This window comes from Janthinobacterium sp. GW823-FHT06H09, from assembly GCF_058794735.1.
Map to the genome: position 1 here is coordinate 96,634 of NZ_JBXAHC010000012.1, position 13,396 is coordinate 110,029.

Sequence of the window (13,396 nt, forward strand, 5' to 3'; positions counted from 1 at the left end):
GCAATCTTTCCTGCGGCGCACTGCCACCGCGTCACGGCCACGTTGCCATCTGGATGAGCCAGCCCTATAATTATGTCCATAGAGCAACAATCTTTCACTTTTCGCCACCTGCCCCCATCGCCATGTTTTCTTTCAAAAAAATTTCCTGGACCTGTCTGCTGCTGGCCGCCTGCACTATATTAAGCGGCTGCATGAAAGATGCGCCGTCACAATCCACGTACGAAGAGTATTTCCGTACCTCGATCCAGGGCTATGACCTGTACAAGGAGTACTTCGACATCGCGAAGCTGGAAAAGCTCAATGGCTGGAAAGAGAACGAGCAATATGAAATCAAGGGCTCGGCCGTGCTGCGCGCCAAGGTGAGCTACCTGGAATTGCTGGCCGACGTGGCCGACAAGCTCGAAGCGCAGGCCAAGACGGACGGCTCCGTGGGCATGACCATGGGTTTGGGCCTGATGGCGCGCGGCATGGGCGGCGAAAACAAGGTGTTCCGCGAATTCTGGATGCAGCAGCAGGAAAAGAAGGCGATTCCCGCGCCGCTGCTGGCGCGCCAGGCGGCGATGACGGCCGAGCGTTTCGAGAACCTGCTGCAATGGTCGGACCAGCTCGTGCAAGACAATTACGGCGCCATCATCAGCCGCCAGCTCAAGAAGGGCGATGAACTGACGCGCATCTACACCTTGAGCTTCCGGCAGACGGAAAAAGGCTGGATGGGTTTTAACGCCCGCTAAGGCCACGCCTCCACAAAAAAACCTCCGCGCCATCGCTGGCACGGAGGTTTTTTTAATGGTTGCCTGATTTACTTTACGTTCAGGCTCTTTTTCGCCTGCTCCAGCAAGTCCGTCTTGACCCAGTCCTTGGCCACGGGCGGTTTCGTCATGCGGCCCACGCCCGTTTTCACCATCACGTCCGTGGTGACCTGGATATGCTCGGGCGAGATGTCGTACGAATACGGCGAATTGCTGATCGCGTCGTCGAAGTCATCCTTCGTGATCTGACCGCGGAACACGACTTCACGCACATACTTTTCCGCCGTCGCCTTGTTGTCGATAAAGGTTTTCGTCGCTTCGACGAAGCAGCGCATGAATTTTTCCGCCACGGGACGGCGTTCCTTGTAGAACTTTTCCGTCATCACCATGGTCCGCACGGGCTCGCCGATAGGCGTGTCGTACGGTTTGATGACTTCGGTGCCAAAGCCCTTGTTGATCGCCTGCGACGATTGCGGCTCCGACTGCATCATGGCGTCGATATTCTTGCCCATCAGCGCCTGGTTCAAGTCGGCGTAGGCGAGGAACACCAGCTGCACGTCCTTGCCCTTGGTTTCCGAATACGTCAGGCCCGCCTGCGACAGCTCGGCCAGCAGCAGCACTTCCTGGATGCCGCCGCGCGTCACGCCCACGCGCTTGCCCTTGAGTTCCTTGACGCTGGCGATCTTTTGCCCGGCGCCCGCCACCAGGCGCGCGCCACCCTTGGCAAAACCGGCCACCACATAGATCGGCGCGCCGCCGGCGCGGCCGGAAATGGCCGCTTCGGATGCCGTCGCGCCCACGTCCAGCTCGCCCGCGATAATCGCCTGCATCACATCGAGGCCCTTGGCGAAGACATGCTCTTCGACCTTGATGCCGCACTTGGGCGCGATTTCCTTGATGTACGACACGGCGCCGTAATGGGCGAATTTCAAATTCCCCAGGCGCACGACTTCCTGCGCCTGGGCCTGCACCGCGCCCATGCCGAACGCCAGCATGAGGGCGGCGGCAATACCGGTCTTCAAGGTTGATTTTTTCTGCATCGGGTTCTCCTGTGGTGGTTGACGTGTGCCCGTCAGGGCACAGCTATGCGAAACACGGCTTCTTATTATGGGGAGATAGTACCGTGTGTTGAGTCAGGAGCAATCTTTTTTATGGAAAGCCTGCCTTGGCGCTGTTGCAGCAGCGCAAAGACAGGCGAATCCGGGAGCAGCAAGCCCGGCTGCATGAAGCGTTACTGTCCCGCCAGCGCCACCACCGGATCGAGTCCCGACGCCTTGCGCGCCGGCATGAAGCCAAACACCAGCCCCGTCACCACGGCGCAGGCAAATGCGCCGGCGATGGCGCTGAGCGAAAAGATCACCGGCACGTCCCAGACCAGCAGCAGGCCCGCCACCGTCACGCCGACCACGATGCCGGCCACGCCGCCCACCACCGACACCAGCACGGCTTCGGTGAGGAACTGGCGCAGGATGTCGCGCCGGCGCGCGCCCGTCGCCATGCGGATGCCGATTTCGCGCGTGCGCTCGCGCACCGTCATCAGCATCACGTTCATGACGCCGATGCCGCCCACCACCAGCGAGACGGCGGCGATCAGGCTGAGCATCATGGTCATGTTGTCCTGCGTCTTGGCTTCGGCGGCGATCGACGCGGCCGCATTGCTGATGCCGTAGTCGCGGATGCGGTGGCGCTCGAACATGGTGGCGTCGACCGCCGCCTCCACCTCCGTCACGCGCTTGACGTCGTCCACGGCCATCACCGTGTACGTCGGCTCGCGCTGGCCGAAGACGCGGATGCCGGCCGTGGAAAACGGCAGCAGCAGCACGTCGTCTTCATCCTTCTCGCCCGTCAGCGCACCTTTCGCGCTCATCACGCCGATCACCTGGAACGGCACGTTGCCGATCAGGATGCTCTGCCCCACGGGGTTGGCCACGTCGGGCATCAGCTTTTCGGCCAGGTGCGCGCCCAGCACGGCCACGGTGGCCATCTCGCGCTCGTCTTCCTCGGTAAAGAAACCGCCCTTGGCCACGGGCCAGGTCTGGATCTGCGGCAGGGCCGGCCCCGTGCCGCGCACATAGGTCTGCACGTCGAGGTTACCGTGGCGTATCACCTTGTTGCCCGTGACATTCGGCAGCACGTGGGAAATGCCCGGCACGTCCTTGAGCGCATCGAGGTCGGCCAGGGTGATGCTGCGCCCGGGGATGCGCGAGCTTTCGCCGCGCGACGCCATGTACAGCAGGTTCGAGCCGAAGGCGCCCAGTTGCGCCATCACCTGCTGGCGCGTGCCCAGGCCGATGGCCAGCATGACGATCACGGAAGCGACGCCGATGACGATGCCCAGCAAGGTCAAGCCCGTGCGGAAACGGTTGATCCACAGCACGCGCCAGGCGGCGCGCGCCGCGTCGAGCAATTCCGTGCCCAGCGACGCGCCCGTATCGTGGGCGGCGCGCGACATGTCCAGCGGCGGCAGGGCCGTCGATGTGGCGGGAATGGCGATGGCGCCCGAGTCTGCGATGATTTCGCCGTCGCTGATCTCGATCACGCGGCGCGCCTGGGCCGCCACCTTGCGGTCATGCGTGATGAGGATGATGGTATGGCCCGCGTCGGCCAGTTCGCCCAAGAGGGCCATGACTTCGGCACCGCTGCTGCTATCTAACGCCCCCGTAGGTTCATCGGCGAGGATGATGCGCCCGCCATTCATCAGGGCACGTGCGATCGACACGCGCTGCTGCTGCCCGCCCGACAATTGGTTCGGCCGGTGATCCAAACGTTCACCGAGACCCAGGCGCTTGAGCAGCGCTTCCGAGCGGGCGTGGCGGGCGGCGGCCGGCATGCCCGCGTACAGGGCAGGCACTTCCACGTTTTCGCGCGCCGATTCGGTGGCGATCAGGTGATACCCCTGGAAGACGAAGCCGAACGCTTCGCGCCGCAGCCACGCCAGTTCATCGGGATTCAGGCTGGCCACGTCCTGGCCGGCGAAACGGTAAGTGCCGTCGCTGGGCCTGTCCAGGCACCCAAGCAAGTGCATCAGGGTCGATTTGCCGGAACCGGACGCACCGACGATGGCGACAAATTCGCCGGCGCCGATAGCCAGGGTCAAACCGCGCAACACTTCCACGGCCGGCGCGCCATCGTGGCCGCCGTAGCGCTTGCGGATGCCGGCAAGCTCGATCAGGGGCGCCGCCTGGCCGCCTTCTCCGCTTTGTCCCAGAGACGCGGCCTCGTTCATCGCGCTCACAGCTGGAACCTGCTGCTGCCGCTGCCGGCCGGCTGCTCGCCCGTGACCAGCAATTCGCCTTCGCGCAAGCCTTGCAGCACTTCCGCGCTGAGGCGGTTGCGCACGCCCACGGTGACGGCGCGCGTATCGACCTTGCCGTCCGCATCCATCACGCGGGCCGTGAACTGCCCCGGCTTGGCGCCTTCTTCCGTCGATGGTTTCAGGGCCGGCAAGGGCACGGCCAGCACATTGTTCGCCGCTGCCGTGACAAACACCACTTGCGCCGTCATCTGCGGCATCAATTCGCCATCGGCGTTATCGACGTCGAACAGCACGGTATACAAGATCACCTTGCTGGTTGACGGCGCCAGGGCCGTGCCGGCGGCGGAACCACCGGGCACCGGCGGCGCCGGCAGCACTTGCCGCACCTTGCCGCTCCAGCGCCGCTGGTCGCCGCCCAGGGTGGTGAAGTACACGGGCATGTCCGGGCGCACGCGGCGCACGTCCGCTTCCGACACTTCCGTCCATACCGTCATGGCAGACAAATCGGCGATGCGCAGGATGTTCGGCGTCTGGTAGGTGGCGTTCAGGGTTTGCCCCTCTTTCGCGTCCAGGCCCACCACCTTGCCGGCCATGGGCGCGTAGATGCGCGTATAGCCGAGGCGCGCCTCGTCCGCCTTCAGGCTGGCCTGCGTCTGGTCGATCTGCGCCTTCAGGTGGTCGATCTTGGCGCCGGCCGAGGCCAGGGTGGCTTCGGCCGTCTCCAGGTCGGCCAGCGGCGTCGAATCGAACTTGGCCATCTGCTTCTGGCGCACGTGCTGCTGGCCCGCCAGGCGATGCTGCGCCTGCTGGTCGGCCAGCTGCGCGCGCAAGCCCGCCAGCGCGGCACGGCCCGCGTCGACCGTGGCTTGCTGCACGCTGGGGTCGATCTCGGCCAGCAACTGGCCTTTTTCCACGGCGCTGCCCGGCTGCACGTGCAGGCGCGTGATCTGGCCCGACACCTGCGCACCCACGTCGACATAGGTTTGCGGCTGCAGGGTGCCGATGGCCGTGACGCTGGCCTCGATATTGCCGCGCTTGACGGGCGCCGTGTCGAACACGGTGGCCGGGCCGCGCGTGGCCCACAGTGCGCCGGCGCCAAACAGCGCCAGCAAGACCACGCCGCCGAGGATGCGGGCGCGGCGCGAAGGCAGGCGGGCCGCCATCAGGAAGCCGCCTTGCGGTTACAGGTACAGTAAAACGGTGTCGCCAAACGTGAAAAATACATCGGTCTATCCTTGAAAATAGCGGTGGACATCACCGCAGGAACGTCACAAGACCTGCCAGCGCGGCGACGGCTGCCAGCAGGGAACTACGCAACAGCAAGCGGGGCGCATACGGCAGCAGCAGGGCCACCAGCAGCGCGCCGGCCGAAATGAAACCCAGCCAGGCGACGACGCCGACGGTGGCGCTCCAGCCGGCCACGCAAGGCCAGATGGCCAGCGCCAGCAGGACCGCGCCGGCCAGCTGCAGCGCGCGCCGCACATTCGGCGCCGCGTCCCTGCCCCAGACCTGGCCATGGTGGCGGTCCATCGCCAGGGAGAGGCTGGCCATGCCCGCATACGACAGGCCCAGCGCGCACAGGATGGTGTTAATCATGACTGTCCTTCCGTAGTGACGTGCAGGCTGACCGATGGTGTTTCCTTGCTTGCCGTCTTTTTGAGCGGTTTTTCCTTGCGCTGGTGGACTTTCCACGCGCCCCAGGCGGCCAGCAGGCCGAAGGCCATGCTGCCCAGCTCCACGCCGGCGCTTTCCCAGTCGCCGCGCGCGATCTGCGCCGCCAGGTTGTCGCCCGTGCTCAGGACATTGAGCACCGGCAGCAGCAGGCACAGGGCGGCCAGCAAGCCCAGTTGCTCGATCCACGCGCGCTTTTCCGCGCGCAGGCAGGCGTGCACGAGCATCAAAAACCACACGCCGAAGAAGGCCCGCACTTCCCAGCCGGCGCGGTGCTCGAGGCCGACGGGGATCAAACGGTTCGCCCACAGGAAGCCCACGCAGGCGATGGACAGGCCGGCAATCGCCGCCACGTTCAGGCATTCGATGACGCGGTAGACGCGCTGCGTGTAAGCGCCGAACTCACCGCCCGACTTCTGGCGGCGCTTGACCATGAACATGATCGCGCCCGTGCCCATCATGGCCGTGCCGGCCAGGCCGCAGAAAAAGTACAGCCAGCGCATGGGCGTGCCGCCAAAACCCACCATGTGCAGATTCGACATGACGGAGCGCGTCAGGCCCGCGCCGCCCGTGTCGGACGCGCCGGGCAGACGCAAGGCGGTCTGCTCGCCCGTGGCCAGCGCATAGCAAGCCCTGCCCGTGTTGGCGCTGATGCGTTCCATCGTGTCCGTCTCTTCATTCCAGCCGTACATGCACACGCGCATGGAGGCGTCGTTCGGATTGTCCAGCACCACGGCGCGGATTTCCTGGCCGATGGACTGTTCGGCGCGCAGCGCGAACGCTTCCAGCGCGGGAATGGCCAGCGGCTGGCCCGTCTTCACAGGTTTGCCCGCATCGTTCCAGTCGCTCAAAAAGGCTTTCTTGGGATTGTCCATGCCGTATTGCGCGGCCACGGGGGCCGGCACATAGTCATCGCTGAAGAATGCCAGGCCCGTGTAGGCGATCATGAACTGGAACGGCAAGGTCAGCACGGCCACGGCGTTGTGCGCGTCGAGCCACGAGCGCTGGCCCTTGGCCGGGCGGAAGGTGAAGAAATCCTTGAAGATGCGCTTGTGCGTGATGACGCCGCTCACGAGCGCCACCAGCATGATCATGGTGGTGATGCCGACGATCCAGACGCCGATGCGCCCCGCGTGCAGCTCGTAGTGGAAATCGACGAAATGGTGGCCGCCGATGGTTTCCCGTTCCGTTGCCTCGCGCGCATGTTCGATGACGGCGCCCGTCAGCGGATCGAGCTCCGCCGAGCCATAGCCGCCGCTGGGCTGGAACCAGTAGGCGGACAGGCCGTGGCCGGGACGCTGCACGGGCCAGATTTCCCACATGTCCGCCTTCGGGTGTTCCTTGGCCATGAAGTCGAGCGCCAGCTCCAGGCGGTGGCCACGGTCCGTGACCTTCGGCAACGGCGGATCGTTCGCATGCGCCGCTTCTTCCAACGCGTGTTCGGGCGTCATCCAGTGGCCGATCGGGTCGTCGAAGACGGCCAGGGTGCCGGTCAGGAAGATGGCGAACAGCAGCCAGGAAATCCACAGGCCGCTCCACGTATGCAGCCAGGCCATGGCCTGGCGCAGGCCGCCCTGCTGCGGCGTTTTCACCACTTTGTCTATCTTGACGGCGTTCATGCGGCACCCCGCGACAGCAGCAGGCCGATGCCGCCGCACAGGATCGCTGGCAACAGCATGCCCAGCCAGGCGCGGCGCAGGTCTTGCACGGCAAAGACCCAGATCACGGCGCAAGTGTAGACGACAAAGGCGCTCAGGGTCGCCGTCAGCACGGCTTCGGCGCGCGACAGCGGCAGCACGGCCGCCAGCAGCACGGCCACGCCGGACGTGAGCGCATAGCCGCCAAAGACGGCGGCAAGCACGCGCGAAAACAACATCATGTTGGCCAACTTCATCATCGCGGCACTCCCCGTGGCATACGCCGGCTCACGCCATTCCTGGCGTGGGCCAGATTCAACTGCACATCCATAAGCCATGCATCCTTCATCAAGATAGGTCATTCAAAAGTGATTGTTTACAGTTTGTAGTTCAATGTCAGCATCAAGTTGCGCGGCGCCCCGACCAGGTTGCCGAAGACATCGGAATAGATGCTCTGGTAATAGTGCTTGTCCAGCGCATTGTTGACGTTCAGGCGCAGCTCGGCGCGGCTGTCGATCTGCCAGGCCGCGTTCAGGCCCACGATCGCGTAGCGGCCCTGGCGCAGATGGTAGGTGCCGTCGCTCGACTCGGTCGCGCCCTGCCCGTACACCGACGCGCCGACGCGCCAGCCCTGTGCCGCGCCGGACAGGCGGTAGCTGGTGGCCAGCTTGAGCTGCTGGCGCGGATAGCGGCTGTTGAAATCCTTACCGATATTGGCCGGATCGCTGTCGCGCGTGAATTGCGCCTTCACATACGTAAAACCGGCCGACAGCTGCCAGTCCGGCGTCAGCGCGCCCGCCACGTCCAGCTCCACGCCTTCGCTGCGCACTTCGCCCGACGCGCGCTGGCAATAGCCCCAGGTGCTGCCGGGGCAGGGATTCGGGCCGGCCAGGTCGTCCACGCCGCGGTTCTGCTGGCGGATCTGGAACACGGCCGCGCTGGCATTGAGGGCGCCGCCGAAGTATTCGCCTTTCACGCCCGCTTCATAGTTGGTGCCGCTGATCGGTTTCAGGGGCTGCGCATTGGCATCGGTGGACGCCTGCGGCTGGAAGATCTCGGTCCAGCTGGCGTACACGGAATGCTGCTTGTCGAGGTCATACACGACACCGGCGTACGGCGTGAATTCGCGCGCCACCGAGTAGCCGGCATCGTCCTTGTACCAGCTCACGCGCCCGCCCAGCACCAGCGACAGCGGCTCGGTCAGGCGCAGGCGCGTGCCCGCATACACGCCGCTTTGCTCGGTAATGCTGGCCGTGCGCCACTGCGCGTAATTGATGACGGGGCGCGCCACGCTGCCCGCGTCCCAGTGGAACGGGTCGAGCACGGGCGCAGCCGCGCCCCAGCTGTACGGCGCCCAGCCGCCATAGCTGTTTTTCGACGAACGGCGGTGGCTGGCGCCGACCGTCAGCTCGTGCTCGCGGCCGAACAGGCTGTAGCTGCCGCTGGCATAGGCGTCATAGCTGGTGTTGGCCAGTTCGGCGCGGTAGCTTTGCGAATTGAAGCGCAGGGTGTCGCCGCGGCGGTTGATGCCGGAAAACGTCGTGTCGATCTCGGGCGTCTTGCGCGTGGCCGCCAGCTTGGCCTTCCAGCCGTTGGCGAAGCGGTGTTCCAGTTCGGCGAAGATGGTTTTATCGGTCTGGCGCCAGCCGTCGAAGTCGCTGCCCAGGTAAGTAGAACGGGGCAAATGCAAAAAACGGCCGTCGGCGGCCGTCACCACGCCCGTCGAGACGCCGTCGTTGTCCGTCTTGCGGTAATGCGCGCCCACCGTCAACGTGGTATCGGGACGCAGATCGGCCTCGATGATGCCGTACAGCTGGTGATTGCGTCCATGCAGCACGTCGACAAAATCCTTCTTGTCCTGCACCGTGACGACCATGCGCCCGCGCAGGGTCTTCGCTGCGTTGAGCGCGTTGGCCGCATCGGCTTCCAGGCGGTAGTTGCTCCAGCTGCCGATGCTGGCCGAGAACGACGCTTGCGGCGTGGCCGTCGGGCGCTTGCGCACCATGTTGATGGCCGCGCTGGGCGTGCCGCTGCCCGTCATCAAGCCCGTGGCGCCGCGCACCACCTCGATGCGGTCATAGATGGCCAGGTCGTCATTGTCGCCATTGAACGTGCCGTTCGCGCCCAGGCTGGTAGGCAAGCCGTCGAACAGGATGTTGTCGATTGGAAAGCCCCGCGCGCTGAAACTGCCCGAATCGCCCGTAAAGTTGCCTTTTTGCATGACCAGCCCCGTGATCGACTGCACGGCGTCGTCCAGGGTCGTGATGCCCAGGTCGTCGATCTGCTGGCGCGTCAGCACGCTGACCGACTGCGGCGTTTCGCGCAGCGACAGGTTCAGCTTGGTTGCCGTGTTGCTCACGCCCGTCGTGTAGGAGCCGCTGCCTTCCGTCGTCGCATCGCGCCCCGCCGTGACGGACACGCCGAGCATGGTTTGCTCGGTCGCGGGAATGGCTGGCGCCTGCTGCGCCAGCGCCGGCAGGCTGGCGGCCAGGCACAGGGCCGCAGCGGCTTGCGCCAGCGGACGCAGTGAGGAGTGAGAGGATGGCAAACTGACAAAAGGCAAAGCGTGCGACATGAAAGTTCCTGATAGTAATGGCGTCATGAGACGGTAAAAAACAGGCGCCTACCTTGTAGGTGCCGCGAAAACGAAAAACGGGCAGCCGGATGGCTAAATATTTCTGCGCAGCGTGCTATGACGCCGGCTCGACGCTGACCCAATAGCGCGTGCGGCTGCGGACCTGCACCGGCAGCGAGTTGGGCAGCATGTTCAAAATGCGCTGCGTGTCGGCCAGCGGGAACACGCCCGACAGGCGCAGCTGGGCCACTGCCGGCGCGCAGTCGATCACGCCGGGGCGGTAGCGGGCCAGGTCGGCCAGGAAATCGCCCAGGGTCACGTCGTCGACGATCAGCTGCCCGCGCGACCAGGCATGCGCATATGCAGCGATGGCGTGCGGCGCGTCCAGCGTCTGGCGGGAAAATGCCACGCCGCGCCCGGCCGCCAGCAGCATTGGCGCGCCGGCACTGTCGCGGGGACGGATTTCAACGGCGCTTTCCAACACGTCCACCGTGCTGTAGTCATCCTGCTGGCGTACGGCAAAGCGCGTGCCCAGCGCGCGCACCAGGCCTTCGCGCGTGGCTACCACCAAAGGCGCGGCGCTGCCGGCACCGTGGCCGCTAACGACGAGGATCTCGCCGGCCAGCAGCTCGATCAGGCGGCGGCTGGCGTCGAAACGCACGTTGACGGCCGATCCCGTATTCAGGCTGAGCACGCTGCCATCGTCCAATATCACCTCGCGCCGCTCGCCCGTGGCCGTGCGGTAGTCGGCACGCAGGGTGCGCACGCCGTCCCAGGCGCCCGTCTGCGCGGCCAGCATGCCGCCGCCGGCCGCCACGCCCAGCCACGCCAGCACCTGGCGCCGCTTGCCGTTGACGGCTTTGCGCTGCGTGCCGGCCAGCGCCTGCGCGGCCGCGCCGCGGTGCAAGCCGTTGAAGCGCCGCGATACCGCTTCGATATGCCGCCAGGCCCGTTCATGTTCCGGGTCGGCGGCGCGCCAGCGCTGCCAGGCGGCCTGCTGCGCTTCGCTGGCCTCGCTCGACATCAGCACGGTCAGCCACTCGGCCGCCTGCTGCTGCACGTCCTCGCGAATGGCTGGCGGTGCCGCCGGTTCTGCCGCCGTGCTCATGCCGGCAGCGAGAAAAACACCTGGCGGTTGGCGCGCGTCAGGTATTGCTTGACCGAGCTGGCCGACACGTTCAGGCGCGCGGCGATCTCGACATAGCTGAGGCCTTCGAGCTGCGCCAGCAAGAACGCCGTGCGCACGGGACCCGGCAAGCCGTCGAGGGCCAGGTCGATCTCCTGCAAGGCTTCCAGCGCCAGCAGCCGCGCTTCCGGCGCGGGCACCACCTCGGGCGGCAGGCAGGCGAGCGCCTCCAGGTAAGCGTCTTCCAGCACTTGCCGGCGGTAGCGGTGCGCCACCAGGCGGCGCGCGACGGTGGCGAGAAAAGGCCGCGCTTCGCGGATCTGCGGCGCGGAAGCAGCCGTCAGCACGCTGATGAAGGTGTCTTGCGCCAGATCCGCCGCGTCGCCCGCATTGCCCAGCTTATGCCGCAGCCAGCCCTGCAGCCAGCCGTGATGGCTGCTGTAGAGCGCGTGCAGGTCTTGTTGCTGTGCAAAATCGGCGGCCGACATGGCATCCCTTTCCGGTCTGGCGCGACGCGCCCACGAATGTAAATAAGAATTATTCTCATTTTAACCGTGTTTTTGGCTTTCATGCAATCGCGGCATTGGCAGAAATACCAACTCATTCAAAAGCCGGCCAACCGCCAGGCGCTGCAGCGCGGGACCGCCAGCCACCCGCGATAAGGTAAAATGACGGCCATCGTCCGGCTTGCGCCGCCCACTCCCAAGCTTTTCATTGCAGGTTCATCATGCTAGATAATCTCACCCAACGGCTTGCCAAAGTCGTCAAGACCATGCGCGGCGAGGCGCGCCTGACCGAAGCGAACACCGCTGACATGCTGCGCGAAGTGCGCCTGGCGCTGCTCGAAGCCGACGTCGCCCTGCCCGCCGTGCGCGAATTCATCGCCAAAGTCAAAGAAAAAGCCATGGGCGAGGATGTCATTTCCTCGCTGACGCCAGGCCAGGCCCTCGTTGGCGTGGTGCAGCGCGAGCTGGCCGCCCTGATGGGCGCCGACCTGGGACCGGAAGCGTCGCAGATCAGCTTTGCGCAGCAGCCGCCCGCCATCATCCTGATGGCCGGTCTGCAGGGTGTGGGTAAAACCACCACCGTCGGCAAGCTGGCGAAGTACCTGAAGGAAGAAAAGAAGAAGAAAGTGCTGACCGTCTCGGCCGACGTGTACCGTCCCGCCGCGATCGCCCAGCTGCAATCGGTCACCGCCCAGGTCGGCGCCGACTTCTTCCCGTCCACCAGCACGGACAAGCCGGTCGATATCGCCCTGGCCGCGCTGGACTGGGCGAAAAAGCACTACCACGACGTGCTGATCATCGATACGGCGGGCCGTCTCGGTATCGACGAAGAGATGATGCGCGAAATCGCCGCCGTCCATGGCGCCGTGAAACCGATCGAAACCCTGTTCGTTGTCGACGCCATGCTGGGCCAGGACGCCATCAACACGGCCAAGGCCTTCAACGATGCGCTGCCGCTGACCGGTATCGTGCTGACCAAGCTCGATGGCGATGCGCGCGGCGGTGCCGCCCTGTCCGTGCGCCACATCACGGGCAAGCCGATCAAGTTTGCCGGTGTGTCGGAAAAACTCGACGGCCTGGAAGCGTTCGATCCGACCCGCATGGCCAACCGCATCCTCGGCATGGGCGACATCCTCGCCCTGGTGGAAGAAGCGCGCAAGGGCGTCGACAGCAAGGCGGCGGCCGACCTGGCGCAAAAGATCAAGGTCGGCGGCAAGTTCGACATGAACGACTTCAAGGCGCAATTGGGGCAGATGAAGAAAATGGGCGGCATGGCCAACCTGATGGACAAGCTGCCGGCCCAGTTCCAGCAGGCGGCGGGCGGCAAGAACATGGATCAGGCCGATAAGCAGGTGCGCCGCATGTGCGGCATCATCGATTCGATGACGCCGCAGGAACGCGCCAAGCCTGAACTGATCAAGGCCACGCGCAAGCGCCGCATCGCCGCCGGCGCCGGCGTGCAGGTGCAGGAAGTGAACCGCATGCTGACGCAATTCGAGCAGATGCAGACGATGATGAAGAAATTGTCGGGCGGCGGCATGATGAAGATGATGCGTTCCATGAAGGGCATGATGCCTGGCATGAGGTAGTAGAAGGCTTCAAAATCGGCTGCGCGGGGCGCTTTGCGGCCGGCGATGCTCACCGTACTAAAGTACGGTTGCGCTTCTCCGCCACAAATCACCTCCGCTCGCTGTGATTTTGAAGGCCTTTTTTACGCCGCGTATCGAAAGTCGATAGATCAAAAAACACCGTTTCAAATAATGCCGGATTGCATTTTCATGTGTCCGGCATCACGCTTCCCTCCCTCCGTAGCGCCCCTCCCCGCATAGCCAGCAACCATGCCATTTACGGGTAAAAACCCCGTTCTGCGCTCCCA

At 64.9% G+C, this 13,396-nt stretch carries 11 protein-coding genes; 2 read left to right on the forward strand and 9 right to left on the reverse strand.

Annotated elements, in window-relative coordinates; all coding sequences use genetic code 11:
• The first annotated feature begins 191 nt into the window (after positions 1-191).
• Positions 192-731, forward strand: a complete 540-nt coding sequence (locus tag AC1Q6X_RS20875) for a hypothetical protein (RefSeq protein WP_492498292.1) — start codon at positions 192-194, stop codon at positions 729-731.
• A 68-nt stretch (positions 732-799) separates the two neighbouring features.
• Here the strand turns inward: AC1Q6X_RS20875 and AC1Q6X_RS20880 are convergent, their stop codons facing one another.
• From AC1Q6X_RS20880 to AC1Q6X_RS20920, 9 genes are all read right to left on the reverse strand, one after another.
• The gene (locus AC1Q6X_RS20880; protein ID WP_373632506.1) at positions 800-1,789 is read right to left on the reverse strand and encodes an ABC transporter substrate-binding protein; all 990 of its coding nucleotides are present in this window, start codon (positions 1,787-1,789) and stop codon (positions 800-802) included.
• 191 nt (positions 1,790-1,980) lie between these two features.
• Positions 1,981-3,975, reverse strand: a complete 1,995-nt coding sequence (locus AC1Q6X_RS20885) for a MacB family efflux pump subunit (RefSeq protein WP_492498321.1) — start codon at positions 3,973-3,975, stop codon at positions 1,981-1,983.
• 5 nt (positions 3,976-3,980) lie between these two features.
• Positions 3,981-5,168, reverse strand: coding sequence for an efflux RND transporter periplasmic adaptor subunit (locus tag AC1Q6X_RS20890; protein WP_099410762.1), 1,188 nt, complete (start codon positions 5,166-5,168; stop codon positions 3,981-3,983).
• 91 nt (positions 5,169-5,259) lie between these two features.
• Positions 5,260-5,601: a DUF3325 domain-containing protein gene (locus tag AC1Q6X_RS20895; RefSeq protein ID WP_070218591.1), complete on the reverse strand. Its 342-nt coding sequence runs from the start codon at positions 5,599-5,601 to the stop codon at positions 5,260-5,262.
• Positions 5,598-7,295, reverse strand: coding sequence for a PepSY-associated TM helix domain-containing protein (locus AC1Q6X_RS20900; RefSeq protein ID WP_492498293.1), 1,698 nt, complete (start codon positions 7,293-7,295; stop codon positions 5,598-5,600). Before AC1Q6X_RS20900 ends, AC1Q6X_RS20895 begins: the two co-directional genes overlap by 4 nt.
• A complete protein-coding gene (locus AC1Q6X_RS20905; protein ID WP_492498294.1) occupies positions 7,292-7,573 on the reverse strand; it encodes a hypothetical protein in 282 nt (93 codons plus the stop codon). Before AC1Q6X_RS20905 ends, AC1Q6X_RS20900 begins: the two co-directional genes overlap by 4 nt.
• 116 nt (positions 7,574-7,689) lie before the next feature.
• Positions 7,690-9,888 carry a TonB-dependent siderophore receptor gene (locus tag AC1Q6X_RS20910; protein WP_492498295.1) on the reverse strand — a complete coding sequence of 733 codons (2,199 nt, stop codon included), beginning with the start codon at positions 9,886-9,888 and terminating at the stop codon, positions 7,690-7,692.
• Between the two features lie 115 nt (positions 9,889-10,003).
• Entirely contained in the window at positions 10,004-10,996 is a 993-nt protein-coding gene (locus AC1Q6X_RS20915; RefSeq protein ID WP_492498296.1) for a FecR domain-containing protein, read from the reverse strand.
• Positions 10,993-11,502 carry a sigma-70 family RNA polymerase sigma factor gene (locus tag AC1Q6X_RS20920; protein ID WP_492498297.1) on the reverse strand — a complete coding sequence of 170 codons (510 nt, stop codon included), beginning with the start codon at positions 11,500-11,502 and terminating at the stop codon, positions 10,993-10,995. Before AC1Q6X_RS20920 ends, AC1Q6X_RS20915 begins: the two co-directional genes overlap by 4 nt.
• Positions 11,503-11,741: 239 nt before the next feature.
• Between AC1Q6X_RS20920 and ffh the strand changes: the two genes are divergently transcribed.
• The gene (ffh, locus tag AC1Q6X_RS20925; protein WP_034746567.1) at positions 11,742-13,109 is read left to right on the forward strand and encodes a signal recognition particle protein; all 1,368 of its coding nucleotides are present in this window, start codon (positions 11,742-11,744) and stop codon (positions 13,107-13,109) included.
• Positions 13,110-13,396: the final 287 nt, after the last annotated feature.

Coding starts and splice junctions, on each gene's coding strand:
- AC1Q6X_RS20875 (WP_492498292.1), top strand. CDS start 192: ATGAAAGATGCGCCGTCACAATCCACGTACGAAGAGTATTTCCGTACC.
- AC1Q6X_RS20880 (WP_373632506.1), bottom strand. CDS start 1,789: ATGCAGAAAAAATCAACCTTGAAGACCGGTATTGCCGCCGCCCTCATG.
- AC1Q6X_RS20885 (WP_492498321.1), bottom strand. CDS start 3,975: ATGAACGAGGCCGCGTCTCTGGGACAAAGCGGAGAAGGCGGCCAGGCG.
- AC1Q6X_RS20890 (WP_099410762.1), bottom strand. CDS start 5,168: ATGGCGGCCCGCCTGCCTTCGCGCCGCGCCCGCATCCTCGGCGGCGTG.
- AC1Q6X_RS20895 (WP_070218591.1), bottom strand. CDS start 5,601: ATGATTAACACCATCCTGTGCGCGCTGGGCCTGTCGTATGCGGGCATG.
- AC1Q6X_RS20900 (WP_492498293.1), bottom strand. CDS start 7,295: ATGAACGCCGTCAAGATAGACAAAGTGGTGAAAACGCCGCAGCAGGGC.
- AC1Q6X_RS20905 (WP_492498294.1), bottom strand. CDS start 7,573: ATGATGAAGTTGGCCAACATGATGTTGTTTTCGCGCGTGCTTGCCGCC.
- AC1Q6X_RS20910 (WP_492498295.1), bottom strand. CDS start 9,888: ATGTCGCACGCTTTGCCTTTTGTCAGTTTGCCATCCTCTCACTCCTCA.
- AC1Q6X_RS20915 (WP_492498296.1), bottom strand. CDS start 10,996: ATGAGCACGGCGGCAGAACCGGCGGCACCGCCAGCCATTCGCGAGGAC.
- AC1Q6X_RS20920 (WP_492498297.1), bottom strand. CDS start 11,502: ATGTCGGCCGCCGATTTTGCACAGCAACAAGACCTGCACGCGCTCTAC.
- ffh (WP_034746567.1), top strand. CDS start 11,742: ATGCTAGATAATCTCACCCAACGGCTTGCCAAAGTCGTCAAGACCATG.